The sequence below is a fragment of the Lentzea pudingi genome (assembly GCF_014646255.1).
GTDB classification, from domain to species: Bacteria; Actinomycetota; Actinomycetes; order Mycobacteriales; family Pseudonocardiaceae; genus Lentzea; species Lentzea pudingi.
On record NZ_BMNC01000009.1, the window covers coordinates 27,563 to 52,889 of the forward strand.

At 69.7% G+C, this 25,327-nt stretch carries 18 protein-coding genes; 7 read left to right on the forward strand and 11 right to left on the reverse strand.

Annotated features, from left to right (window positions below; genetic code table 11):
• Nucleotides 1-10: 10 nt before the first annotated feature.
• The 4 genes from IEY88_RS28025 to IEY88_RS28040 all read right to left on the reverse strand — a co-directional run bounded on the left by IEY88_RS28025 (nt 11) and on the right by IEY88_RS28040 (nt 6,075).
• Nucleotides 11-1,582: a HEAT repeat domain-containing protein gene (locus IEY88_RS28025; protein WP_189157868.1), complete on the reverse strand. Its 1,572-nt coding sequence runs from the start codon at nt 1,580-1,582 to the stop codon at nt 11-13.
• Nucleotides 1,583-1,649: 67 nt separating this feature from the next.
• Nucleotides 1,650-3,290, reverse strand: coding sequence for a glycosyl hydrolase family 8 (locus IEY88_RS28030; RefSeq protein ID WP_229693834.1), 1,641 nt, complete (start codon nt 3,288-3,290; stop codon nt 1,650-1,652).
• A gap of 199 nt (nt 3,291-3,489) precedes the next feature.
• On the reverse strand, nt 3,490-5,124 hold the full coding sequence (locus tag IEY88_RS28035; RefSeq protein ID WP_229693835.1) for a glycosyl hydrolase family 8: 1,635 nt from the start codon (nt 5,122-5,124) through the stop codon (nt 3,490-3,492).
• A gap of 120 nt (nt 5,125-5,244) precedes the next feature.
• Complete coding sequence (locus tag IEY88_RS28040) at nt 5,245-6,075, reverse strand: patatin-like phospholipase family protein (RefSeq protein WP_229693836.1); 831 nt, start codon at nt 6,073-6,075, stop codon at nt 5,245-5,247.
• Nucleotides 6,076-6,234: 159 nt separating this feature from the next.
• Here IEY88_RS28040 and metH point away from each other — a divergent pair, with 159 nt between their 5' ends.
• The 3 genes from metH to IEY88_RS28055 all read left to right on the forward strand — a co-directional run bounded on the left by metH (nt 6,235) and on the right by IEY88_RS28055 (nt 12,888).
• A complete protein-coding gene (gene metH, locus IEY88_RS28045; protein WP_189157872.1) occupies nt 6,235-9,810 on the forward strand; it encodes a methionine synthase in 3,576 nt (1,191 codons plus the stop codon).
• A 124-nt stretch (nt 9,811-9,934) separates the two neighbouring features.
• A complete protein-coding gene (locus tag IEY88_RS28050; protein ID WP_189157873.1) occupies nt 9,935-10,969 on the forward strand; it encodes a sugar ABC transporter substrate-binding protein in 1,035 nt (344 codons plus the stop codon).
• Nucleotides 10,966-12,888, forward strand: coding sequence for a putative bifunctional diguanylate cyclase/phosphodiesterase (locus IEY88_RS28055; protein WP_189157874.1), 1,923 nt, complete (start codon nt 10,966-10,968; stop codon nt 12,886-12,888). The genes IEY88_RS28050 and IEY88_RS28055 overlap by 4 nt, the downstream gene beginning before the upstream one ends.
• A 152-nt stretch (nt 12,889-13,040) precedes the next feature.
• On the opposite strand, the gene IEY88_RS28060 is transcribed toward IEY88_RS28055, so the two are convergent.
• Nucleotides 13,041-13,979 (reverse strand): phosphotransferase, encoded by a 939-nt coding sequence (locus tag IEY88_RS28060; RefSeq protein ID WP_189157875.1) that lies wholly within the window; start codon nt 13,977-13,979, stop codon nt 13,041-13,043.
• Nucleotides 13,980-14,033: 54 nt separating this feature from the next.
• On the opposite strand from IEY88_RS28060, the gene IEY88_RS28065 reads away from it, so the two are divergent.
• The gene (locus IEY88_RS28065; RefSeq protein WP_189157876.1) at nt 14,034-14,474 is read left to right on the forward strand and encodes an NUDIX domain-containing protein; all 441 of its coding nucleotides are present in this window, start codon (nt 14,034-14,036) and stop codon (nt 14,472-14,474) included.
• Here the strand turns inward: IEY88_RS28065 and IEY88_RS28070 are convergent.
• Nucleotides 14,429-15,037 (reverse strand): TetR/AcrR family transcriptional regulator, encoded by a 609-nt coding sequence (locus IEY88_RS28070; protein WP_189157877.1) that lies wholly within the window; start codon nt 15,035-15,037, stop codon nt 14,429-14,431. The two genes, IEY88_RS28065 and IEY88_RS28070, sit on opposite strands and share 46 nt — an antisense overlap.
• A 231-nt stretch (nt 15,038-15,268) precedes the next feature.
• On the opposite strand from IEY88_RS28070, the gene IEY88_RS28075 reads away from it, so the two are divergent.
• Nucleotides 15,269-16,201, forward strand: coding sequence for a ketopantoate reductase family protein (locus IEY88_RS28075; protein WP_189157878.1), 933 nt, complete (start codon nt 15,269-15,271; stop codon nt 16,199-16,201).
• A 139-nt stretch (nt 16,202-16,340) separates the two neighbouring features.
• Here the strand turns inward: IEY88_RS28075 and IEY88_RS28080 are convergent, their stop codons facing one another.
• Together IEY88_RS28080 and IEY88_RS28085 are read right to left on the reverse strand one after the other, a co-directional pair.
• Nucleotides 16,341-19,349, reverse strand: coding sequence for an amidohydrolase family protein (locus IEY88_RS28080; RefSeq protein ID WP_229693837.1), 3,009 nt, complete (start codon nt 19,347-19,349; stop codon nt 16,341-16,343).
• 128 nt (nt 19,350-19,477) lie between these two features.
• Complete coding sequence (locus IEY88_RS28085) at nt 19,478-19,867, reverse strand: hypothetical protein (RefSeq protein WP_189157880.1); 390 nt, start codon at nt 19,865-19,867, stop codon at nt 19,478-19,480.
• Nucleotides 19,868-20,055: 188 nt separating this feature from the next.
• Here IEY88_RS28085 and IEY88_RS28090 point away from each other — a divergent pair, with 188 nt between their 5' ends.
• A complete protein-coding gene (locus tag IEY88_RS28090; RefSeq protein WP_189157881.1) occupies nt 20,056-21,210 on the forward strand; it encodes a metallophosphoesterase in 1,155 nt (384 codons plus the stop codon).
• Here the strand turns inward: IEY88_RS28090 and IEY88_RS28095 are convergent.
• Nucleotides 21,197-21,727, reverse strand: a complete 531-nt coding sequence (locus tag IEY88_RS28095) for a histidine phosphatase family protein (protein ID WP_229693838.1) — start codon at nt 21,725-21,727, stop codon at nt 21,197-21,199. The two genes, IEY88_RS28090 and IEY88_RS28095, sit on opposite strands and share 14 nt — an antisense overlap.
• On the reverse strand, nt 21,724-22,632 hold the full coding sequence (locus IEY88_RS28100) for a hypothetical protein (RefSeq protein ID WP_189157882.1): 909 nt from the start codon (nt 22,630-22,632) through the stop codon (nt 21,724-21,726). Before IEY88_RS28100 ends, IEY88_RS28095 begins: the two co-directional genes overlap by 4 nt.
• 377 nt (nt 22,633-23,009) lie before the next feature.
• On the opposite strand from IEY88_RS28100, the gene IEY88_RS28105 reads away from it, so the two are divergent.
• Nucleotides 23,010-24,125, forward strand: coding sequence for a hypothetical protein (locus IEY88_RS28105; RefSeq protein ID WP_189157883.1), 1,116 nt, complete (start codon nt 23,010-23,012; stop codon nt 24,123-24,125).
• On the opposite strand, the gene IEY88_RS28110 is transcribed toward IEY88_RS28105, so the two are convergent.
• Entirely contained in the window at nt 24,078-25,280 is a 1,203-nt protein-coding gene (locus IEY88_RS28110; RefSeq protein ID WP_229693839.1) for an MFS transporter, read from the reverse strand. The two genes, IEY88_RS28105 and IEY88_RS28110, sit on opposite strands and share 48 nt — an antisense overlap.
• Nucleotides 25,281-25,327 lie beyond the last annotated feature (47 nt).

The following is a 25,327-nucleotide window of genomic DNA, read 5'->3' on the forward strand; positions in this document are numbered from 1 at the left end:
AACCTTGACCCTAGGGCAAGGTCAAGCCCTCCAGGAAACCGATCACCGACCGGGCAGCCGCTCGCACCCGCGAGTCGGGATCCGTGAGCAGTGGACGGACGTGCTCGACGCCCGCGGGATCGCGCAGCCTGCCGAAGGCTTCTGCAGCACGAACCCGGACCATCGCGTCGGAATGCTTGGTTCCGTCCTCCAGGGGACCACGGCTCCACTCCGGTTTGTACCCGACCAGCCACATGTACGCGCGGGCCACGTGCGGATCGCTCATCGAGACCCCCCACTGCTCGCCCTCGATGCGGGCCAGTCCACGTCCCGCCGCGTGGCGCACTGCCCTGTCGTGGTGGTGCGCGAAGAGGTTCCACAGCACCGGCAGCGCGCGAGGATCGCCGATGCGAGCCAGCGCGTCCGCCGCCAGAGCCGCGTGATCGGTGTCGGAGAGGCGGATCAACGTCGTCACCGCGCGTTCGTCGGCATGCCGGGTGAGCAGCTGGATCGCCCGATACCGCACCCACGCGTACGGGTCGTCGCACGCTTTCAGCGCCACCGCCACCACGTCGGCACCCCCGGTGTGGCCGAGTGCCTGCAGAGCGGCGGCACGCACGTCCTCGCTCTCGTGCTCGCACAGCGCTTCCAGCGTCGGCCCCGCCTCGGGCGACCCGATCGTGCCCAGGGCCTCGATCTGCCGGACCGGCTCTTCGGCCGTGTGCACGCTCTCGCAGAGCGGTCCGACCGCCTCGGCCGCCCGCAGCGAGGCCAGCGCGACCGAGGCCTCGTGCCACCAGAGAGGATCGGGCAGCGCCTCGATCAGCAGAGGCGTCAGTCGTTCGGCGTTGCGGTGCAACCACGCCCGGTCGTAACGCCAGGGCACGCCCATTGGGTGGCCGAGCACCCACTCCGGTGTCCCAGGTCCGCCGATCTCGGCCAGCCTGGCGGACGCGGCGAGACGTGCCCAGTGCCAGTCCTCCCCCTGCCTGAGCAGGACCGCGCGCAGGACCTCTGCCTCCCGTTCGTCACCCTCGCCACTCAGCACCGCGATCGCGGCCGTGGTGCCAGGTGCGCCGTCAGCCACCTTGCGCAGCAACCGTTCCCGGTCCAGCAGGCCCGCGCCGCGTGCCGCGTACACCGCGACACTCGCGGTCCAGTCGTCGCTGGATTCCCACCAGTGTTCGACCATCGCGGCCACCGCCGGTGTGCCGAGGTCGCTCGACTGGTCGCGCAGTCCACCGATCGCGCACTGGATCTGGTACCCGTGCCCGGCAAGGGGGTCTGCATCCCCCTTGGGCGCGACGAAGCGGTGGTCCGCCTGCAACGCCGCACGCACCGACGCCACATCTCGCATCACCCGAGCAGAGGCCGAGCACGACCTGAACGCCTGCACCACTTGAAGCACCCGCGAGGAAATGCCCTCACGCACGAGGTCCTCCACGGACACGGGGACGGCGTGCAACCACACCGCCTGCCGCACGACATGGTCCTCCACGACACCGGCAGCCCGTTCCAGGTGGTCCAGGAACAACTCGCCGTCGTACCGAAGCTCTCCTCTATGCGCCCGTGCTGCGATCCTGCGTGCTCTTTCTTCCCCCATCACCACAGTGAAGCGAACGAGAACCGCCTTTGTACCCAGGTTTTCCCCTGGGGACAAAGGCGAGGGCCTACGGGATCCAGTGGTTGCCGGACACCGTGATCATCACCTGCAGCTGGATGCTCGCGCCGAAGTAGGTGTTCGTGTCCACCGGCGTGTTCAGCATCTTGTTCCACAACGCGTCGAGCCAGGCCTGGCTGCCCGGGTCCGTCGTGGCCGACACCGCGAACGGCGCGAAGAACGCCGCGTCGCTGCCGCTGTCGATCTGCGTGCCGTTGAGCGAGTAGCCGACCGCGATCCTGTTCGGGTCACCGCCGGTCTTGCTCTTGATCCACGAGTTCATCTTGCGGGCCGCGGCCAGCGACCTGGTGTCGCCGGTCAGGGCGGCGTCCGCGCCGATGCGCCACGGGTCGCGGCACGCGTTGTACCAGTACTTGCCGTCGGTGGCCGCTTCCTCGAGCATCTCGCCGACCGCGGGCTTCGCCGTGGAGTTGGTGTCCTGCACGAAGTCCGGCAGCAGGCCGGTGCTCGACGCGTACTTCGACTGCAGCGTGGCGATCAGGTCCTGGTGCCTGGTGCGGATGGTGTCCCAGGCCGAGTCGCCGGTCGCCTTGCGGAACGCGCGGAAGTGGTCGGACATCCAGTCCGACGAGCGGGAGCCGTAGTACTGCCTGCTGTTGCCCGAGTTGGACCAGTCGCCCATGAGCAGCAGGTTCGTGTTCGGGTTGATGAGGCTCTTCTTGATGGCGTTGACGTTCTTCACCGCGAGCTGCTTGTAGTTGTACGTGCCGGTGCTGCCCCACTGGCGGTCGGCCAGCAGCAGTCCATAGGCGGTGTCCATGTCGCCGTCGGTCGCGCTGTCGCTGCCGCTGACGCTCTTGCAGGAGGCGTCCTGTCCGGCGGCCAGCAGGTCGGGGTTGTTGACCGACGGGTGGGCGAGCTTGTACTTCAGCAGGCCGTCGAAGATCTTGCGGGCGTCCGGGTCGGCGCCGGCCATCTGCGCGGTGATCACCATGCCGTAGCCCTGGGCCTCGGCGACGTACGGGTGGTCGGCGTCCGGCGAGATGATCTCGTACCAGCCGTTGCCGCAGTTCTGCTTGACGAACGCGGCCTTCCACTTCTTGTAGTACTCGACGATCGCGGCGTCCAGCGTGGACGTGCTGCCCGAGGGCCGCAGGATGCCGGCCGCGTACGGGGTCTGCCTGCTGCCGAACGGGTAGCCCAGGCCGGTGGAGGGCGGCGTCGTGGTCAGGGTGGTGGTCGGCGGGGTGCCGTCACCGACGCCGTAGACCTCGAACTCCCACAGCGAGTACCCGTACGTCGTGCCCCGGGCCGTGCCGTAGACCCGGACGTACCGTCCCGAACCGGACACCGTCAAGTCGTCGGTGGCACCGTTCCCGGTGCTGGTCGTGAACACGTCGGTCCACGCCGAGCCGTCCGGGGAGGTCTGCACGCGGTACGACCTGGCGTACGCGGCCTCCCAGCTCAGCTTCACCTTGCTGATCGTGTGCGCCGAGCCGAGGTCGACGCTGATCCACTCCGGGTCGTGCCCCTCCTCCGAGGCCCACCGGGTCGAGGTGCTGCCGTCGACCGCCCTGCCCGCCTCGAAACCGGATCCCTCCACGGAGGAGGCCGTCACAGCCCTGCCGCGGGAGACCAGTGGATCCGCCGCCGATGCGATGGTCGTGCCTGCCACGAGCAGGCCGAGCACGAGCCCAGCCGCTCCTAACGCCGTCGTTCTGCCGCCCACGGCCGCCTCTAGCGATTAGTTAACAAAGCTGTCAATACGAGCCGGAGGACCGTAGGCAGGCATATGCGCAGCTCACAAGAGGTACTGACCAGTTGTTGCGCGTTCGGACAGCACGCGGCCCCGGAGGTCTGGACCACCCTCCGGGGCCGCGCGGAACGGGTCAGGGCACCCAGTGGTTGCCCGTGACCGTGATCATCACCTGGAGCTGGATGCTCGCGGAGAAGTAGCTGCCGCCGTCCACCGGCGTGCGCAGCATCTTGTTCCACAACGCGTCCAGCCACGCCTGGCTGCCCGGATCGGTCGCCGCCACCACCGCGAACGGCGCGAAGAACGCGGCGGCGCTGCCACCGGAGATCTGCGTGCCGTTGAGCTGGTAGCCCATCGCGATGCCGTCGGGGTTGCCGCCCGTCTTGGCCTTCACCCACGTGTTGAGCTTGCGGGCCGCCGCGAGCGACTGGGAGTCACCGCTGGTCACCGCGTCCGCGCCGATGCGCCACGGCACGCGGCAGGCGTTCCAGTAGTACTTGCCGTCGTTCACGCTCTCCAGCACCTGCCCGGCCGGCGGGCGCGCGGCGGAGTTCGTGTTCTCCACGAAGTCCGGCAGCAGACCGGTGTTCGGCGCGTGGTTCTGCTGCAGCGACGAGATCACGTTCTGGTGCGCGGTGCGGATCGTGTCCCACGCCCCGTCCCCTGTCGCCTTCCGGAACGCCCGGAAGTGGTCGACCATCCAGTCCGACGACCTCGAGAGGTAGTAGTACTGGTCGCCCGCGCTGGACCAGTCGCCCAGCTTGAGCAGGTTGGTCTGCGGGTTGACCTCGCTGGCCTTGATCGCGTTGATGTGCCGGATCGCCAGCTGCCGGTAGTCGTACGTGCCGGTGCTGCCCCACTGCCGGTCGGCGAGCAGCAGCCCGTAGGCCACGTCCATGTCACCGTCCGTGGCGCCGTCACCGCCGTTGACGCTGCGGCAGTTCACGTCCTGCTCCGCCGCGAGGAGGTCGCGGTTGATCGAGGACGGGTGGTCGATCTTCCACTTGACCAGCCCGTCGAAGATCCTGCGGGCGTCCGGGTCCGCACCGGCCATCTGCGCGACGACGACCATGCCGTAGCCCTGCGCCTCCGCGACGTACGGGTGGTCGGCGTCCGGTGAGATCACCTGGTACCAGCCGTTGCCGCAGTTCTGCCGCACGAACGCGGACTTCCAGCGCTGGTAGTAGTCCACCACCGCGGCGTCCAAGGTGGACGTCGTGCCGGACGGGCGCAACGTGCCCGCCGCGTACGGCTGCTGCCTGCTGCCGAACGGCACGCCGACCCCGGTGGGCGGAGTGCCGTCACCGACGCCGTAGACCTCGAGGTCCCAGAGCGAGTAACCCCACTCCGTGCCCCTGGTCGTGCCGAGCACCCGCACGTAACGGCCGGTGCCGGACACGGTCAGGTCGTCGACGCCACCGTCACCGGTGCTCGTCGAGAACACGTCCGTCCACGCGCCACCGTCCGGAGAGGTCTGCACGCGGTAGGCCCTGGCGTACGCGGTCTCCCAGTTCAGCCGCACCCGGCTGACGGAGTGCGCCGAGCCGAGGTCGACCCGGATCCACTCCTGGGCGGTGCCCGAGGCCGAGGCCCACCTGGTCGACGGGTCGCCGTCCACGGCCTTGTCCGGTTCGAGCCCCGCCACCTCCACGGAGGAGGCCGTCGTCGTCCTGCCGAGGGAGACCAGCGGATCCGCCGCCGAAGCACTGGTCGTCCCTGCCGCCAGGAGCGCGAGCACGAGCGCTCCCGAGATCACTCTCTTGCCCACAACCACCTCTGTTCCATTGGTTAACAAACCTGCCTGATCGCAGACGGCGCGACAGTAGGCGGGTCGGTCACCTCCGGACAAGAGGCGCGAACCAGTTGTCCTGAGACAAGAACGGCGGCCCTAGTTCCAGACCTCCCGGACCGACTCGGCGATCGAGACGGCCTGCGCGTACCCCGCCTCCGCGGCGGGCTTGCGCCGCGCCGGGTCCAGCAGGTTCGTGCCGATCGCCGTCAGCGCGGCACCGTCCGGGCTGATCACGATCGACGGCACCCCGAGCTTCGCGGCCTGGGCACCGGGCGTCGCGGCGGGGCTGGCCGACCGCGTCAACGGCGCGATGACCACGACCCGCTCGTACCCGGCGGCGAGGTCGACGTTGGCCACGGACCGCATGCCGCCGTCCATGTACCGGCTGCCGTTGATGCTGACCGGCGGCCACACCAGCGGCACCGCGCAGCTCGACGCCACCGCCTTCACCAGCGGCACGCCGCTGTCCCGGTCGAACGCCACGAACTTGCCGTTCGCGGTGTCCACGGCGGTGACCTTGAGCGGACGCTCCGGCCAGTCCTTGATGGACAGACGGCTGTCGAACACCTCCAGCCGCGACTCCTCCGACGGCGTGCGGGCCTTCAGCGCCGCCCTGCCCAGCCGGGCGCGCTTCCGCGCGGGCGTTCCCGGCATCACGTAGGAAAGCGCGTACCTGACGACCATCCACGAAGTGAGACGGGCCGGGATCTCCCCGTCGGGCGGCAGCAGTTGGCCCGCGTAGAGGTCCGCGAGCGGCGCACCTCCCGCCAGCTCCGTCGCCACGACCGACCCTGCCGACGTCCCGACGAACAGGTCGGCGTCCGTCAGGTCGACGCCCTGTTCAGCCAGCCCGTGCAGAATCCCCGTCTCCCAGGCGATTCCGGTGACGCCACCGCCGCCCAGCACCAACGCGCGTTCTCCGCTCACAGCGGTCATCCTACGAAGTGGGACCGGTTCCTGGTCCATGGTCGCGGTTGGTAACCTTGACGGCGAAGCCGAGAAGCGCTGCAACGGGCCACCACGCCTGCCACGCTCGGCCTCGCACCACCACGTACCAAGGGCGCTTCCGACTCTTCGGGAGCGCGCGTGGCTGGTCTCAGGTCTCTGTTGAACTCTCGCATCGCCGTGCTCGACGGCGCGTGGGGCACGATGTTCCAGCAGGCCAAGCTCTCCCCCGCCGACTACTACGGCACGGAGTACGCCGACCACACCCCGGACGTCGCGGGCGACCCGGACCTGCTCAACCTCACCCGCCCGGACCTGGTGCTCGACGTGCACCGGCAGTACCTCGCGGCGGGCGCGGACATCACGACCACCAACACGTTCACCGCCACCTCGATCGGCCAGGCCGACTACGGGCTCGAGAGCCGCGTCCGCGAGATGAACATCGCCGGCGCGCGGATCGCCCGGCAGGCCGCGGACGAGTTCGGCGGCCGGTTCGTCGCGGGCTCCGTCGGCCCGCTGAACGTGACGCTGTCGCTGTCGCCCAAGGTCGAGGACCCCGCGTACCGCGCCGTCACGTTCGAGCAGGTCAAGGCCTCCTACGCGGAGCAGATCTCGGCACTGCACGAGGGCGGCGTCGACCTGCTGCTGATCGAGACGATCTTCGACACCCTGAACTGCAAGGCCGCCATCGCCGCCGCCCGCGAGGTGGCGCCCGACCTGCCGCTGTGGATCTCGGTGACGATCGTCGACCTGTCCGGCCGCACGCTGTCGGGCCAGACCGTCGAGGCGTTCTGGGACTCGATCGCGCACGCGGAGCCGCTGGTCGTCGGCGTGAACTGCTCGCTGGGCGCCGAGGAGATGCGTCCGCACGTCGCCGACCTCTCGCGCCTCGCGAACACCTACGTCGCGTGCCACCCGAACGCCGGCCTGCCCAACGCGTTCGGCGGCTACGACGAGACCCCGGACGAGACCGCCGCCCTGCTCAAGGACTTCGCGGGCAAGGGCATCGTCAACGTCGTCGGTGGCTGCTGCGGCACCTCACCCGCGCACATCAGGGCCATCGCGGACGCCGTGCGCGGGATGGACGCCCGCGAGGTGGTCCAGCCCCGCCACACCACCCGCTACAGCGGCCTGGAGACGTTCGAGGTCGGCCCCGACACCGGGTTCGTGATGATCGGCGAGCGCACCAACGTCACCGGCTCCGCCAAGTTCCGCAGGCTGATCGAGGCCGACGACCACAACGCCGCGCTCGCCGTGGCGCTGGACCAGGTGCGCGGCGGCGCCAACCTGCTCGACGTCAACATGGACGCCGACCTGCTCGACGGCGAGCAGGCGATGACGACGTTCCTCAACCTCATCGCGACCGAGCCGGAGATCGCCCGCATCCCGGTGATGATCGACAGCTCCCGCTGGACCGTGCTCGAGGCCGGGCTGCGGTGCGTGCAGGGCAAGGGCGTGGTCAACTCGATCAGCCTCAAGGAGGGCGAGGAGCCGTTCCTGCGGCAGGCCCGCACGATCCGCGACTACGGCGCCGGTGTCGTCGTGATGGCGTTCGACGAGCAGGGCCAGGCCGACACGGCCGACCGCAAGGTCGAGATCTGCGGCCGCGCCTACGACCTGCTCACCCAGAAGGCGGGCTTCCCGGCCGAGGACATCATCTTCGACCCGAACGTGCTCGCGGTCGCGACCGGCATCGAGGAGCACAACGGCTACGCCAAGGCGTTCATCGACGCCCTGCCGCGGATCAAGGAGCGATGTCCGGGAGTCCGCATCAGCGGCGGCATCTCGAACCTGTCGTTCTCGTTCCGCGGCAACGACGTCGTCCGCGAGGCCATGCACTCCGCGTTCCTGTTCCACGCGGTCAAGGCCGGGCTGGACATGGGCATCGTCAACGCGGGCCAGCTCGTGGTCTACCAGGACATCAAGGCCGACCTGCTGGAACTGGTCGAGGACGTCATCTTCGACCGGCGCGAGGACGCGACCGACCGGCTCGTCACCCACGCCGAGACGGTCAAGGGCCCCGGACAGAAGCGCGTCGTCGACCTGTCGTGGCGCGAAGCCCCGGTCGGCAAGCGCCTGGAGCACGCGATCCTGCACGGTGTCGTCGACTTCATCGAGGAGGACACCGAGGAGGCCCGTCAGGCCCTCCCCCGTCCGCTGGACGTCATCGAGGGCCCGTTGATGGACGGCATGAAGGTCGTCGGCGACCTGTTCGGCGCGGGCAAGATGTTCCTGCCCCAGGTCGTGAAGAGCGCGCGCGTGATGAAGCGCGCCGTCGCGTACCTGGAGCCGTACATGGACGCCGAGCCGAAGGCGACGGCCGGCGGCAACGGCAAGGTCGTGCTGGCCACGGTCAAGGGCGACGTCCACGACATCGGCAAGAACATCGTCGGCGTCGTGCTGGGCTGCAACAACTACGAGGTGATCGACCTCGGCGTGATGGTGCCCGCCGCGAAGATCCTCGACACCGCGATCAAGGAGCACGCCGACGTCATCGGCCTGTCCGGGCTGATCACGCCGTCGCTGGACGAGATGGTCTCGGTCGCCGAGGAGATGCAGCGGCGCGGCATGAAGCTGCCGCTGCTGATCGGCGGCGCGACGACCTCGAAGCAGCACAACGCCGTGAAGATCGCCCCGGTCTACGACGAGCCGGTCGTCCACGTGCTCGACGCATCCCGGGTCGTCGGCGTCGTCTCCGACCTGCTGGACAACCGGCGGGCGCACGAGCTGAACATCGCGAACCGCGCGGAACAGGCCCGGTTGCGCGAACAGCACGAGAACCGCAAGTCCGTGCCGTTGCTGAAGCTGGAAGACGCCCGCGCGAACTCGGAGAAGGTCGATTTCTCCGAATTGCCGACGCCGCAATTCACCGGAACCCGCGTGCTGACGCCCTCTCTGGGCGAACTGCGCGAGTTCATCGACTGGACGTTCCTGTTCCTCGCATGGGAGCTCAAAGGCAAGTTCCCCGCGATCCTGGAACAGCCGGTCGCGCGCGAACTCTACGACGACGCGACGACGTTGCTGGACGAAATCGTCGCCGGCGAATTGTTCGAGGCGAAGGGCGTCTACGGCTACTGGCCCGCGCATTCCGACGGTGACGACATCCTGCTCGAGAACGGCGTGCGGATTCCGATGCTGCGCCAGCAGACGCAGAAGCCGTTGTCGCGCCCGAACCGCTGCCTTTCGGACTACGTGGCTCCCGAGGGCGACCACATCGGTGGGTTCGCGGTGACGATCCTCGGCGCCGGGAAGCTGGCCGCGAAGTACGAGGCCCAGAACGACGACTACCGCGCCATCATGGTGAAGGCGCTGGCAGACCGGCTCGCCGAGGCGTTCGCCGAGTGGATCCACCTGCGGGCGCGGCGCGACTGGTTCGAGCCGGACGCCAAGCCGGAGCTCGCCGACCTGCACGCCGAGAAGTTCCGCGGCATCCGGCCCGCGCTCGGTTACCCGGCCTGCCCGGACCACACCGTGAAGCGGGAACTGTTCGACCTGCTGGGAGCGGAACGGGAAATCGGGATCTCGCTCACTGAATCGTTTGCGATGAACCCGGCGGCGAGCGTGAGCGGCCTGATCTTCCAGCACCCCGGCGCGAAGTACTTCACGGTCGGGCGGCTGGGTCGCGACCAGGTGCAGGACTACGCGGCGCGGTACGGCAAGCCGCTCGCCGAAGTCGAGCAGTGGCTGCGCCCGAACCTCGGTTACGAACCGGCCTGAGGGTTCCGGGACGTGAAAGCGCTTCCCGGGAACGGGAGGCGTTGTCCCGATTGGTGCCAATCGATGTAGCATCGGCCGCTCTGGAGATCAATCACCCGTAGGTCGAGCGAGCCCGAGGTCATCCATGCGAGCTGCGGCGCTGGTGCTGGGTCTGGTGCTGTTAGCGGCGTGCGGTGCCGCCGGGTCGTCCGAGGCGTTGCCGCACGTGGGTTTCGTCGTGAAGCGCACGGGCGGTTCCTTCGCCCAGGAGATGACGAGTGGTTTCCACGAGGGCGTCGGCCGCATCGGCGGGGTCAGCGCGACGGTGACCGGGCCTCCCGGGCAGGACGGGCACAAGGAAGTCGAGTTGTTCCGGGATTTGACGCTCGCCGCGAAAGGCGGAATCGCGGTGGCGACGTCGGAGCCCGCCCTGATGGCGCCTTCCATCGGTGAGGCGCTCTCGCAGCACGTCGCGGTGGTCGGTGTGGACATGCGGCTCACCGCGAGTTCCGGGGTGAGACTGCACATCGGTAACGACAACTATGAACTCGGCGAAAAGCTGGCTGACGAGTTGATGCGCCGATTGCCCTCGGACGCGACCGGGACAGTGGTGCTGGGAAACACCGCTCCGGGACTCGCCGGGTTCGACGACCGGGCCGACGGAATCCGGGGTCGGTTCGCCGAAAAGCTACCGGGGGTAGTGGTGCTGGGCCCGTTCGACACACAACGTGACGACGCCGCGAATCGCGACGCGTGGAAACGTCTGGTGGCAGCGAACCCGAACGCCCTCGCGTTCGTTGGTACGGGCGACTGCGACGGCGTCAACCTCGCCGCGCTCAGGACCGAGAAGTCGGCGAGGTGGCTGGTGGGCGGGTTCGGGGTCGACCCGAGAACGTTGCAGGCGGTGCGGGACGGCGCGATGGTCGCGTCCATCTCACCCGAGCACTACCTCAAGGGCGCTGTGGCAGGCTGGCTCCTCGCACGGCACGCGAAGGGCGGCGCCGCGCTGCCGGAGGGCTGGATCGAGACGCCGGGACTCACGGTGACCACCGCGAACCTGGACCGGATCCTGCACCGGCAGGAGTCGGAGAAGGCGCGCAGGGAGTTCTTCCAGCCTCAGATCGACAGCTTCGTCGAGGATCCGGCGAGCTGGGTGCGACCGTTGGAGCAGGCACGGTGAGCTTTTGGGAAGGCCGCGCGACCGCACGGGTGGCGACGGTGGGGCTGACGCTCGGGCTGCTGGTCCTCGCGGGACTGGCGTTGTGGAGCAGCATCGACGCGCGGACCACGACCGCGCACGTGCGGGAGCTCAACGACTCCAGTGAGCGGTGGGCCCGCGTGCTGGAGCACATCAACGTCTCCGACAACGCGTTGCGCGACCTGCAGGTCGCGCGGACCCAGCAGACCGTCGAGCCGCTGGAGAACTCGGTCGGTTCGGCGCGGGCGGAGCTGGAGTGGCTGCGCGTCAACGGCACGTCGTCCGACGCTGATGAGGCCGGCAAGCTGCTGGCGCTCTACGACCAGAGCACCGCCATGTTGCGCGCGGTCATCGTCGGCACCGACCCGTTGCAGGCGGACCAGGCGGGCCTCGCGCACTCCTCGTTGCGGCGCCAGATCTCCTCGACGATCGGGAGCCTGCGCCTCGACACCACCGAGTACCTGCGCACGGCCGACGAGAAGAACGCGCGGCTGCGGATCGCGCAGATCGTGGTGTTCGTGCTCGACGCGGCCCTCGTCGCGCTGTTCGGCATGGTGCTGCTCGGGCAGCGCCGCATGATCCTGCGCCAGGCCGCGAAGAACGAGCACGAGGCGCACCACGACACCCTGACGGGCCTGGCGAACCGCGCGTTGCTCGCGCGGCGGATGGAACAGGCCGTCGAGAAGGCGCGCAAGAAGGACGAGCCGCTGGCGTTGCTGATCGTGGACCTCGACAGGTTCAAGGAGGTCAACGACTCGCTCGGGCACCACACCGGCGACCTGCTGCTGCGCCAGGTGGCGAACCGCCTGTCGTGGGCGGTGCGCGACACGGACCTGGTGGCGCGGCTGGGCGGCGACGAGTTCGCGGTGCTGCTGCCCGGCGTCGGCTCGGCAGAGAACGCGAGCATGGTCGCGGAGAAGATCCTCGGCGCACTGGCGATGCCGGTGACGCTGGAGGGCCTGGAGCTCGAGATCGCGGGCAGCGTCGGTGTGGCGCTGTGCCCGTCGGACTCGGGCGACGGCCACGAACTGCTGCGGCACGCGGACATCGCGATGTACGCCGCGAAGCGCGAGAAGTCCGGTGTCGCCGTCTACGACGCGCGCCTGCACGAACGCGGCGCCGCCCACCTCACGGCCGTGACGGAGTTGCGGCACGCGATCGACCGCGGCGAGCTGTTCCTGCACTACCAGCCCAAGGCCCTGGCCGACACGGGCGCGGTGTGCGGTGTCGAGGCCCTGGCCCGCTGGCAGCACCCGGCGCGCGGTCTCGTGCGTCCCGACGAGTTCATCCCGATCGCCGAGGAGAACGGGCTCATCGAGCCGCTGACCCGGTACGTGATCGACGCGGCCCTGCGGCAGTGCCGCGCGTGGTCGGACGCGGGCTGGGAGGTGCCGGTCTCGGTGAACGTGGGCGCGGCCTGCCTGCACCACACCGAGTTCCCGGGCGACGTGGCCGACCTGATCAAGCGCCACGGCCTGCCCGCGCGCCTGCTGACGCTGGAGATCACCGAGTCCGCGATCATCTCGGACCCGGACCGCGCCGTGGAGGTGTTGCGCGGCCTCACGGAACTGGGCGTGCGGCTCTCGATCGACGACTTCGGCACCGGTTACTCGTCGATCTCGTACCTGCGCAGCATGCGGGTGCACGAGATGAAGCTCGACCGGTCGTTCGTCACGCACATGTGCACCGACGCGGGCGATTCGGCGATCGTGCACGCCCTGGTGGCGCTGGCCCAGAACTTCGGGTTGCAGGCCGTCGCGGAGGGCGTGGAGGACCAGGACACCTGGACGGCGCTGGCCAAGGCCGGCTGCGACGTGGTGCAGGGGTACTTCCTCAGCGAGCCGTTGCCCGCCGAGGAAGTCGTTGCCTGGCTTGGGGATCGTGCCGCGGCTCACGCGTAGCGCGGTGACCGCTGACCTTCGCCGCGTCTTTCGCTCCTCAGACGGGTGCATCGCGGCGCCGCCCCCCGCCCTCCATATCGGGCATATGGGGGGCGGGGGGCGGTGTCGTGAGGTGCCCTGCTGAGCAGTGAAAGACACGGTGAAGATCGCGGTCACCGCGCGTACGAGTCGGTGTCCCGCCACTGGTTGATGAACGGCTGCATGAAGTCGACCATGGCGGGAAGCTGGTGTGCCGTCGACAGGTACGCGATCACCCGGATCGCCCCGACCGCGTTGACGAACCGGAGCACCTCGGGATCCAGTTCGCGCAGCCCGTTCTTGCGCGCGCCGCGGTTGTAGGCGGCCTCGTACTCGAGGCCGAGACCGGCCAGGTCCCACTCGGCCGGGCCGTAGGTGATCAGCTCGAAGTCCGAGAACAACGGGCCGTCGGTGCTCGCGAAGATGTTCGCGGGCGGTGAGTCGCCGTGGATGGGCTGCAGCGAGACACCGGGGAACTTCGCCTCGAACGCGGCCTGGGAGCGGACGAGCGGCTCCAGCACCTCCCACTCCGCCCGCGCCCGCTGGAGGTCCTCCGCGGTGACGATGTCCAGGCCTTCGAGCCTTTCGAGGCCCTCGCGGACGAACCGAGGTTCCGCCGACGACAGGAACTCCAGTTCGCCGGGGTAGTCCTGCAGTGCCTTGTGCAGGTCGGCGGAGAGCTCGGAGTTCCTGACGTAGTCCGGCTCCTGCGACTTGTCCTCGTCGGTGAACGGCCAGAAGGTGATGGAGAAACCGTCGCGCTGCACGGGTTTCCTCGGGACGAGCGGGCTCGGCGGGATCACCGGCGTGCCCTGGTCGTGCAGCCACTGCGCCACGTCGAGTTCCTGTTGCTGGCGCCGGGCCAGTGACTCGAGGGTCGTGGTGTGCGGCAGGACGGTCGGGATGCGGGCCACGACCGGTGCCGGGGCGAGGTGCACGACCACGGAGAACAGTTCGTAGAGCACCTTGCCCTCGGTGATCTCCAGGCCGAGTTCGCGACCTGCCGCCACCGCGGCGTCTCGTGCGGCGTTGGAGCGGTGTGCGATGTCTTCAGGGGTCGCGAAGGCTGTCATGGCACGATCGTGTCACGACCCCTCGGCTCGACGCAGATCATTTACGGTGGGGCCATGGCCGACCGCCACCTGATCGACGTCCACCTGGTGCTCGTGCGCGACGGAGAGGTGCTGCTGTCCCGGCGCCGGGACTCCGACCCCCGGTTCGACGGCCTCTGGCACCTGCCGTCCGGCAAGCTCGACGCGGGCGAGTCGGTGCTCGCCGCCGCCTCGCGGGAGGCCGCGGAGGAGATCGGCGTGGTGATCGAGGCCGGCGACCTGAGGCACGTGCACACGCTGCACGCCAACGGATCCGGCGTCGAGCCCCGGCTCGGGTTGTTCTTCGAGGTCCGGCGGTGGGGCGGGGAGCCGGTGAACCTCGAGCCCGCGAAGTGCTCGGCACTGCGCTGGTTCGGGTTGGACGCGCTGCCCGGCGACATCATCACCTACTCCGCCGCCGGGATCACCGGCTACCTGGCCGGGGAGTCGTTCGGACTGCTCGGCTGGACCCCCTGAACGAGCCCGTCCAACACCAGCGTGACCACACCGTCCGCCTCCGCCCGCCACCCCGGCCGGTCGTGCGCCGAACTGATGCCGTGCAGCGCCACCATGACCGGCCCGGCCCCCACGTCGCCTCGCACCACCCCGGCCTCCACAGCGGCGGTCACGAGCCCGGTGACGGCCTCCTCCAAGGCCCTGCTGCCCTCGGCGAGCGCGTCCGAACCGGTGGTGGCCATGAGCGTCGCCAGCGTCCGGGCGAGGCCGTGGTGGTCGTCCAGGTAGCCGACCACGTCACGGAGGAAGGTCGCCAACGCCTCCAGCGGCGGCACCGCGGCCTGCAGCCGGCGAGCCCGCTCGCACAGTGCGACGACCTCCTCGTGGTAGACCGCCTCGGCCAGCGCCTCCCTGGTCGGGAAGTGGCGGTACAGCGTGCCCGTGCCCACCCCGGCGAGCCGGGCGAAGTCGTCGAAGCGCAGGTCGAAGAACTCCCCCGTCTCGACGATCTCCCTGGCCTTGGCCAGCAGTGCCTGGCGGTTGCGCTGGGCGTCGGCGCGCAACGGCTTCCCTGACGTTGACAAACGGAATCCGCCTCCATATTTTCGGAAGTGGAGATTGTCTCCACTTACATCCTAGTGGTGTGGCTCAGGACGTTGCCGGTGAATTCGTGGTCAGGCGGCTCTGTCGTGGTGCCTCCCCCACGCCCTCGTACTGGTTGTACGGGGGCGTGGGGGAGGTGCCGCGACAGAGCCTGCTGAGCGCGGATACGCCGCCATCGTCCTGTGTCACGCCACCGACCCACGAGGTGGACCGTGAAGATCCTGATGTTCGGCCGCGGCGTGATCGCCACCGTGTACGGCTGGGCTCTGGAACGAGCCGGGCACGACGTCGAGTTCTACGTCCGGCCCGGCCGCGCGGCGGAGTACGGGGGCACGACGAGCCTCGACCTGCAGCGGCGGTTGTGGGGGCAGCGCGTCCAGCAGGAGTGGCCGGTGCGCTTCCGCGAGGAACTGGGGCCGGACCACGACTTCGACCTCATCGTGCTGAGCGTGGGGCACCACCGGCTGACGGAAGCGGCGGCCTTCTTAGCACCCCGCGTCGGCAACGCCACGGTGCTGATGTTCGGCAACATCTGGACCGAGCCGCTGGACGCGATCGGGGACCTGCCCGCCGACCAGGTCGCATGGGGCTTTCCCCAGGCGGGCGGCGGTTTCGGTGAGAACGGCGTGCTGCGAGCGATGTTGATGCCGTCCGTCCTCTTCGGAACCCTCGGACCGCGGACCGAACGGGATCTGGCCGTGCGCCAGGTGTTCCGCGACGCCGGGTTCCGGGTCAAGGAGGTACCGGACATCCGCGGCTGGCTGCTGATCCACTTCGTGTCGGACGCCGGTCTGTTCTCACAGGGGCTGCGGCTGGGCTCCCTGGCCGATCTGGCGGGGCGCCGGCGCGACCTGCGCGAGGCATTGCTGGCCGGGCGCGAACTGCTGCCGCTGGTCGAGGCACGCGGTGTCGTCGTGGGACGCCGTGCGCTGCTGTTCCGCGCGCCGGTCTGGCTGACGGCTCCCCTGCTCGCCTGGCTGACCGCTCACTTCGGGCCGTTGCGCGACAACTTCGCGACGCACTCGGACCCCGAGGCCGAGGAGCCGCGGGCGATCTGCCGGGACGCGCTGGCGGAGGCTCGGCGGCTGGGCGTGCCGGCACCGCGGCTCGCGGCAGCGGAACCGCACTTCGCGACGCGCGTCTGAAGCCCGGTCACCGTGGACGGACGGCGCTCGTGCATCCGCCCGGCCGGGGCGTCTGCGCCGGACGGGAGGGCCCTCGGCGACAAGCCTTGGGCGCACTCCCGTTCGACATCCTGCCGGCGCCTGGCCAGCAGTAGGAGCCTCAGTGATCGCAGCAGACCCGCTCGGCCCACTCCGGTTCGTGCCACCAGTGCTTGTTCTCCGCTGACGGCAACGGGTCGAGCGCGGCGGTCGTGGTGAGGGCGGACGGCTGCCGCCGGTAGGGCTCGAGCAGATCGGGGACGCGGTGGAGCACGCCGCCGACCATGACCTGCTCGACGTTCGCCGCCGTCTTGACGTCGGCCAGCGGGTTGCCCCGGACGAACGCGATGTCCGCCGTCGCACCGGGCTTGATCGCGCCGAGCGGCAGGCCGAGCCACTTCGCCGGGTTGCGGGTGGCGGTGATGAGCGCTTCCCTTGGTGTGAAGCCGTATTCGACGAGTGCGCGCAGGTTCTGGTGCGTGGCGGTGGCGGGGCTGTCGAGCGGCGCGTCGGTGCCGGTGATGACGAACCCGCCGCCGCGGTGGACCTTCAGCGCGAACTCGACCCAGCCCCGCAGGATCGCGCGGGACGACGACCCCGCCCGGGTGCCCTGGGCGTTGGCGTCGGCCAGGTAGCGCTCGTACTCCCACGACGGGTAGAGCACCCGCGTGCGTTCGTCGGTGACCAGCGACTTGTCGTTGTCGTACAGGGCACGTGACTGGAACAGCGTGGGCGTCACCGACATGCCGGAGGCGGTGAACAGCGCCACCACGTCCTGGTAGGCCTTGCCCTGCCGGGTGATGGTGTGGGAGTAGCCGAGCCGGTTGGTGGCGCCGACGTGTTCCATGCCGTCCATGCCGATGTTCGCGGCCGGGTACAGGTAGTGCGACGACAGCGGCACGCGGGACCGCCGCACGGCAGCGCGTTGCAGCTCGACGGGCAGGCGGACGTAGGTCTTGATCATGTCGTAGCCGAGCTCGTGGGCACGGCGCAGCTCGAGGTCGAGCTGCGCCCTGCTCAGGGTCGGGCGCATGAAGTTGTAGTAGACGCGGGAGCCGTCGACGGCCTCGCCGGTGGCGTAGAACCGGGGCCCGGTCAGGGTTCCCGCCGCGAGCGCCTCCCTGGTCTCGATCATCTGGTAGACCGGGTCGCCGGGCGAGCGGACGGTCGTGATGCCGTACGCGAGCCAGACGTTGCCCTGCCGCGCGCCCCACTGGCGGCCGCGCAGGTGCCAGTGGTTGTGGGCGTCGATCAGGCCGGGGATGGCTGTCAGTTCCGACGCGTCGACGTCGGCCTTGCCGCGGTGCGGGCGGATCTCCCTGATCGTGCCGTTCTCGACGACGATGTCGACGTTCCGCTGGAGCTCGTGCGCCTCGCCGTCCCAGTAGGCACCGACGCGGATCACCCTGCGTTCCGGCTTGGCGGGCTTGCGCCAGGTGAGGCCGTGCCGGATGGTCGTGACCCGTCCGTCCAGAGTGGACTTCCGGATCCGGCCGTTGTTGAGGTACACCAGGGCGTCGTCGCCGTGCCAGGCCAGCGAGTCCGTGACCTCGCGGGTGACCTGACGAGGTTCGCCCAGGAAAGTACCCTTGGCGTCGACCGGGACGACCCACGCGACGCTCTCGACGACGAACGCGATGTGCCTGCCGTCCGGCGACCACACCGGCCCGTCGTCGCCGCGCGTGGCGATGGACCGGAACGGCATCGGCTCGGTGTACTTCAGCTCGCCGCTGGTGAGGTCGATGCTCAGGATCTGGCTGGTGCCCTCGCGGAACCGGCGCGAGAACGGCTTCACGGCGGCCAGCGCGACCGTGCCGCCGTCCTTCGACCAGGTCGGGCGGCCCGGCTGGAACAGCGTCGGCGTGACCTGCCTGCGCGCCTGCCGGTCCGTGATCCACACCTGGCCGTCCTGGTCCAGGTAGGCGACCTTCGTGCCGTCCGGCGAGAAGCGCGGCGTGGTCTGCGCGTGCGGGGCCGGTGCGTACTGCTCGTCCTCACCGGAGGCCAGATCACGGACCCACAGCTGCGCGACACCCGTGCGGTCGCTGGCGTAGACGATCTTCTTGCCGTCGGGCGAGAAGTCCGGGTCGGAGTCGAAGTACCTGTTGTCCGTGAGCTTTGTGGCCTTGCCGTCGCTCAGCACGTACAGGGCGTTCAGCGCGCGGAACGCGATCTTGCCGTCGCTCGACACCACCGGCCCGGCGATGCCCTTGACCGCGCCACCGGTGAGGTTCCTGGTGCGGTGCGGCCTCCGGTTCGTGCGCACCGGCACCGTGGCTTCGAACGGGATGTCCTTCACAGACCCGTTGGCACGGCTGCGGATCCGGCCGTCCGCCGTGTAGAGGACGCTGTCGCCGTCCCAGATCGGCGCGAACCCGAAGACGTCCTCACCCGTGACCACCGCGGTCGTGCCGAGCACCAGCTCGGCCTGACCGGGCCGCATCCGGGTGTAGCCGGGCTGGTCACCGGGCCCGAAGGCGGCCCCGAACAGCTGCGTGCCGGTCGGTGCCGTGACGAGCCGTTCGCGCTTGCCGTCCAGCGTCACGGTGTCGACCGCCGCGTTGCCGACGGTGAAGATGATCCGCTTGCCGTCCCGCGACCACTGCGGCGCCGCTGCCTCGTCCGGCACCCCGGTGAGCTGCGTGATCGTGCCCGTGGCCAGCTCCAGGAGGTGCACGCCGTAGCTGCCGGCCCGGTCGCTGACGAACGCCAGGTGCTTGCCGTCCGGCGAGAACGCGGGCTCCCGGTGGTCGTAGCGGCCCTGGGTGAGCTGCCTGAGCCCGCGCCCGTCGAGCCCGATCACGTACAGGTGGTAGTTGCCGTCCCGATAGGACTGGAACGCGATCTGGCCGCCCGGCCCGAACGACGGCAGGGTGGCGTCCTGGAGCTCGTCGGTGAGCTTGCGCGCTTCCCCACCGGTGGCAGGCAGAACCCAGATGGCGGTGATGAGGTCGATGGCGAGCCACTTGCCGTCACGCGACCGCGAGACCGAGATGTTGGTGCCCTGCGTCAACTTCACTCTCGTGCCGGACTCCGCCTGCGCGGTGCCCACCGTGAGCGTGGACGCGGCGGTGGCGACGGCAGCGGCCTGGCCGGTGCGGGTCAGCAGTTCACGGCGGGACAGTTCCACGACGGCACACTCCCCAGTGTCTTCTCCCCTAGGAGATCCACCCTGGCACCGCCGAAGCCCTGCGCCATCGACCATTCGGACCAGCATCCACCACGTGGGACGCTGGTCCCGGCCGGACGGGAAATGGGTTACAGGGCGAGCGCGCCCTCGATGCGGGCCACCATCGCGTCCTCGGCCTCCACCACCACACCGTCGGCCTCGGCGACCTCGCGGCAGATCGCCAGCACGGCGCGCGGGAAGTCACGGGCGTCCTCGGGCGCTTTCGCCGTCAGCGTCTTCATCGACGAGCGCAGCGCCTCCAGGACGACCGGCTCGATCTCCTCGTCGGTGCCCGCGGGAACGGACGGGCGGGCGCCGCCCAGGACGCCGCGCAGGTCGGGTGACAGGTTCGCGAGCGCGCGCAGGCCGGCGAACCGCTCCTCCAGCACGGGGCCGGGGTCGGCGTGGGAAACCAGCAGCATCGCGCCGTACACGGCGGTGCGCAGCGTGCGGCTCTCCTCGTCGGTGTAGAAGATCATGTGGCCCACTCTAGGTCGTCGGGTCAGGCGGTTGTGCCGGTGATGATTAGAGGACTCTCCAGCCGTTGCGCGGTTGCCTCCGAACTGGGAAAACGCCTGTGACGGAGGTCTAAGCGCCCGGAAGCGAACAAACTGGGTGGTTTGTGCGTTGAGATGGGTTACACACTCACTCCCAGGAGGATGTCCGCATGACGACGACCGCTACCCGGCCCCGCATCACGGTTCGGCGGGTGGTGTTCACGCTCGTCCTCTTCACCGTGACGACGTTGCTGTTCTGGGTGCCGTTCGAAGGGCTCTTCGCGGCCAGTGCCGAGTGGCCCGACCCGGTCCGGCCCGTCGCCGCGATCGTGTTCGTCGCGGCCGCCATCACCATGATCGTGCTGTTCACCCAGCGCGGCAGTGACCGTGCGGCGCGGATCTCCCAGTTCCTGCTCGGGTTCGTGTGGATCGCGTTCGTGTGGACGCTGATCTCCGACCTCGTGCGGCTCGGCATGGCGGTGGCCGGCGTCGAGAACCCGTTCCGCTCCCGTTTCATCGCCGTGCTGCTCGCCGTCCTCATCGTCACCGTGACGATCTACGGCGTGTACGAGGCGATGCGCGTGCCGCGGATCAAGCGGCAAGACGTGACGATTCCCCGGCTCGACCCCGCGTTCGACGGCCTGACCGTCGCGGTCATCACCGACACGCACTACGGCGCCATCAACCGCGCGAAGTGGTCCAGGGGCATGGTCGACGCCGTCAACGGGCTGAACGCGGACGTCGCCGTGCACGTCGGTGACATCGCGGATGGCACCGCCGAGCAGCGCCTGGAGCAGGCCACCCCGCTCGGCGACGTGAACACGCCGCACCGCTTCTACATCACCGGCAACCACGAGTACTACTCCAACGGCCAGGGCTGGGTCGACCTGATGACCCGCCTCGGCTGGAAGGCGCTGCGCAACGAGCACGTGGCGCTCGAGCGCGACGGCGCCAAGCTGGTGTTCGCGGGCGTCGACGACGTCACCGCCAGCCACTCCGGCGAGCCCGGCCACGCAGCCGACCTCACCCACGCGTTGCACGGCGCCGACTCCACCGCGCCGGTCGTGCTGCTCGCGCACCAGCCGTCGGAGATCAAGAAGGCCGTCGGCGCGGGCGTGGACCTGCAGCTGTCCGGGCACACGCACGGCGGGCAGATCTGGCCGTTCCACTACCTGGTGCGGCTGCAGCAGCCGGTGGTCGCCGGCCTGAGCAGGCACAGCGACCGCACCCAGCTCTACACGAGCCGCGGCGCCGGCTTCTGGGGCCCGCCGATGCGCGTGTTCGCACCCAGCGAGATCAGCCTGCTGACGCTCAAAGCCGCGTGAGGTGCCCGCTGTCGTTGAACCGCACCAGGCTGGGTGACTCGCCGGTCGTGTAGCGGACGACCGTCAGCGCCGCGTGGTCGTGGTTCAGCGTCAGCCAGCGCTCGGGCGGGGCGTCGAGGGCGTCCCGCACGAGCCAGCCGATCAGGAACGAGTGCGTCACGACCAGCACCGGGCCGTCGCCGGGACGCGCGAACCGCGTCTCGGCCTCGTGCGCCAGCGCGGGGCCGCGGGTGCGTTCGGACTCGGGGAACCGGTCGAAGAACTCGTCGTGGTCGGGGACGAAGTGCGGCACGAAGTCGTCGGCCGCCGCCTCGACCCGGCCGGGCACGCGCAGGACGCCGGCGAGGATCGACGCGGTCTCGGTGGTGCGGGGCGACGGGCCGTGGTGCACCGCCGCGAAACCCGTGCCGCGCAACCGTTCCGCCAGCGCCTCCGCCTGCTTGCGGCCGCGCGCCGTCAGCCGGGCCCCGTCCTTCGTCGCTTCGCCGTGCCGGACCAGGTGAAGATCTCGTGTCACGCCGTGCAGTCTGCCTTGACGGCACTGGCGGCGTGATGGGCGTAGGTGGGTCCGGAGTTGTTCCAGTCCTGACCTCGCGTGACGAGCTGGATGGTCAAGTTTCCGCTGGCCTTGAACTTCCCGGCGCTGACCCACTGGCCGCGCTTGTCGACCTGCTTGATCGCGAACGACGCCATCGGGGTGCCGCCGACACCGTTGCGGTCGAACACGTAGTACACGGTCGGGTTACCCCCGACCTCCTCCGTACCGCCGTTCGGCACATGCACGGACACGTCGCACGAGCCGGTCACCGCGAACGTCCACATGCCGTAGGCGGAGTTGTCATCGCGGCGGGCGTCACCCGACATCGGGATCGACACGAACGTCGAGCCGCACTTGCCGTCGCCGTGGTCGACCCAGCCCTTCTTGCCGTCGCGGTAGGAGCCGACGCTGGTGAAGCCACCGCAGCCGGGACCCGTCATGAACGACTTGGCGCCACCGGGAGCCCTGGCGGTGTCCCCGGCGGGCGGCGGGGCGGCGTTCCGCGTCGTCGACGGCACCAGACCGAGGGCGGACGAGGCCAGCGTCGGGTCCATGCTGCTCGACGCCTCCTCGGGAAGCTCCTCCGGCGGGGTGATCAGACCGGGGATGTAGCTGTGCGACGGCTGCGCGATGCCGGTGTCACCGCCGCCGGAATTGCCGTCGAACGTGGCGATGGCGATCACGCCGAGCACGAGGAGCGCGGCGATGGCGGCGATCGCGGCGGCACGGGGCTTGAGCGGTCCGGCCTGCTTCGTCTCCTCCTGCTGGGGCAGGTCCCCGGCCGCGGCCCAGCGGGCAGCACCCCGGGCGCGGGCGGCCTCCATCAGCGCCGGGTCGGGCGCCAGATGGCGCTCGGTGGGTTCGTCGGGGTACTGGGTGGGCACGGAGCGCAGTGTGCCAGGGACACAGGGCCACTCGAACGCGTGGTTCTTTCACGAACGGGTTGTTTGAACTCAATGGACCGCACGCTGTGTCGCCTGTTAGCCCGTTTCGTCCACGCACCGTGACGACGACCGGCGGAACTCGGAGCGATTCCTGACTCGTGAGTCAGGCTAAGCACCGTCCTACACCTGCGCACACCCGCTCCGGCAGACCCGAACGAGGGGATCTTGTTCCGGTAGCCGTGTCACAGAACGAAAACACCTGCAGAACGCGTTGATCTCGGTGAATTTTCGGGCAACGCCGGTACGCATTCGCGGATCGACCTCCGCCGCGGCGACGGTGGTAGCCAAGCTCGCGCGGCCCGCCTAGGGTGCCCGCCATGCCCTCAGGTAGACAGGCCGTCGTGCTGCTTGCCGCCCTCGTGGCGGGTTGCGGCACGGCGATCCCCGGTTCCCCCGTCGCAGGACCGCAGTTACCTCAGAACTCGGCGTCCCAGACCGTCACCGTCGTGACGACGACGCCTCCGGCGAGCAGCGCCGCTCCCCCGTCGGCTCCGCAGCCGCCACCACCGCCGCCTCCTCCCGCCGCGAAGTTCGGCAACCCGAACGGCGCCGCCGCCGTGCCACCGGAAGCCGCCGCCGAGGACACCTCGAAGCCCACCCGCGTGATCGGCACCGGCACTCCCGCGACCTGCACGTCGCAGGCCGTGGTCGACGCCCTCGCCGCCGGCGGGGTCGTCACGTTCAACTGCGGGCCGCAGCCCCACACCGTCCCGATGGCCGCGACCGCGAGGGTCCGCCAGCGCACCGTGCTCGACGGCGGTGGCCGGATCACGTTGAGCGGCCAGGGCCAGCGCAGGCTGATCGACCAGAACGGGCCGCGGCTGGTCGTCCAGAACATCACCCTCGCCGACGGCAACTCGACCGGCGACCAGGCCGAGGGCGGTGGTGGCGGCGCGATCATGGTGCTGGGCGGTCAGCTGAAGGTCGTGAACTCCCGCTTCGCGAACAACAGGTGCGACGCCAACGGCCCCGACCTCGGCGGTGCCGCGATCCGCGTGACCGACTGGGCCCAGAAGACGCCGATCCACATCACCGGCAGCACGTTCGAGGGCGGCGTGTGCTCCAACGGCGGAGCGCTCAGCAGCATCGGCGCGTCGTGGGTCGTGCTCAACAGCCTGATGAGGAACAACAAGGCCATCGGCCGCGGCGCCAACCCGGCGCGCGGAGGCACGCCGGGCGGCGGCAGCGGTGGCGCGATCTACAACGACGGCAACACGTTCACGCTGCGCGTCGCCGGCACGCTGATCGAGGACAACCAGGCCAACGAGGGCGGTGGCGCGGTGTTCTTCGTCAGCAACGACAAGTCCGGCTCCATGTCCGTCGAGGGCTCCACGCTGCGCCGCAACCCGAGCCTCGGTTTCGAGACCATCAAGGGGATCTTCTACCTAGGCTCGGCCGAGAAGCCGAAGGTCACCGGCTCGACGATCCAGTGAGCCCGCGACGAGCAGCAGTGCGAGGCCGAACACGGACATCGTCAGGCTGAAGCCGTAGACCCAGCGGAAGCCCAGGCCCTGGGAGACGCCGAGCAACGCGCCCGCGACCATGCTGCCGACGATCTGGGTGTTGCTGAACATCGTCGTGGCGTGGCCGGGACGAAGGGGGTCGAGGCTCTGGAAGTACGTGATGCCAACGCCCATGATCAACGAGATGACGGTGGCGTGCAGCAGCTGCGCGGCCATCACCTGCCAGATCGAGTCGGTGAACACCATCACCCCGTGGTAGCCCAACGCGATCACCGCGCCGATGAGCACGAGCCTGTGCTGGGACATCCGGTTCGCGAGCGAGCCGAACCACAGCATCATCGGGATCTCGAGCGCCGCGCACAGACCCATGGCGAGCCCGGCGTCACCGGCCGTGCCGTTCAGTTCGGTCGTGATGAACAACGGCAGTCCGCTCACCGCGAGCGCCACGGCTCCCTGCAGGAACAGGAAGGCGGCCGACACGACCACCATGCTGCCGCGCGCGGTTCCCGCCGCCTCTTCCTCGGTCTTCTCCTCCTCGACCCGCGCGGGCGGGATCGGCAGGGTGAGGGCGAGGACCGCGACGCCGAGCTGGAGGACGGCGGTGGAGGCGAAGAGACCGATCCAGCCGGTCTGCGCGACGAGCAGGGCGGCCACCGGCGGTCCGGCGACCCACGCGACCGAGAGCAGCGTGCGCAGGACGCTGACGACCATCGACGGGCCTTGGGAGACCTGACGGCCGTACGCGAACAGCTGGGGCAGCAACGCACCAGTGATCGCGATGAACACCACGGACGTGCCGAGCAGGTACCAGTAGTCGCGCAGCACGGCGAACAGGCCGTAGCCGATCGCGCCCGCGACACCGCCCGCGGCGAGCATGTACCGCCGCTGCACCCGGCCGTCGGAGAGCCTGCCCATGATCGTGCTCGCCACGACCTGCGCGACCGGGCTCACGATCAGGAAGAAGCCGAGCTGGAACGGCGTGACCTTGATCTCGCTCGTGAGGAACAGCGAGCCGAACGGCAACGCGAACGCCATCGAGAGGCCCGACACGACGCTGATGCCGGAGAGTTGGAGGAACGTACGGGACAGGAGCGGCGAGGATCTTCTCTCGCTGAGTGCCGTCACCCGTTGATCGTGCTCTTCGAGCGGTGAATCAGGAAACCAGATATCCC

Coding starts and splice junctions, on each gene's coding strand:
- IEY88_RS28105 (WP_189157883.1), top strand. CDS start 23,010: ATGCCCTCAGGTAGACAGGCCGTCGTGCTGCTTGCCGCCCTCGTGGCG.
- IEY88_RS28065 (WP_189157876.1), top strand. CDS start 14,034: ATGGCCGACCGCCACCTGATCGACGTCCACCTGGTGCTCGTGCGCGAC.
- IEY88_RS28050 (WP_189157873.1), top strand. CDS start 9,935: ATGCGAGCTGCGGCGCTGGTGCTGGGTCTGGTGCTGTTAGCGGCGTGC.
- IEY88_RS28085 (WP_189157880.1), bottom strand. CDS start 19,867: ATGATCTTCTACACCGACGAGGAGAGCCGCACGCTGCGCACCGCCGTG.
- IEY88_RS28060 (WP_189157875.1), bottom strand. CDS start 13,979: ATGACAGCCTTCGCGACCCCTGAAGACATCGCACACCGCTCCAACGCC.
- IEY88_RS28090 (WP_189157881.1), top strand. CDS start 20,056: ATGACGACGACCGCTACCCGGCCCCGCATCACGGTTCGGCGGGTGGTG.
- IEY88_RS28025 (WP_189157868.1), bottom strand. CDS start 1,582: ATGGGGGAAGAAAGAGCACGCAGGATCGCAGCACGGGCGCATAGAGGA.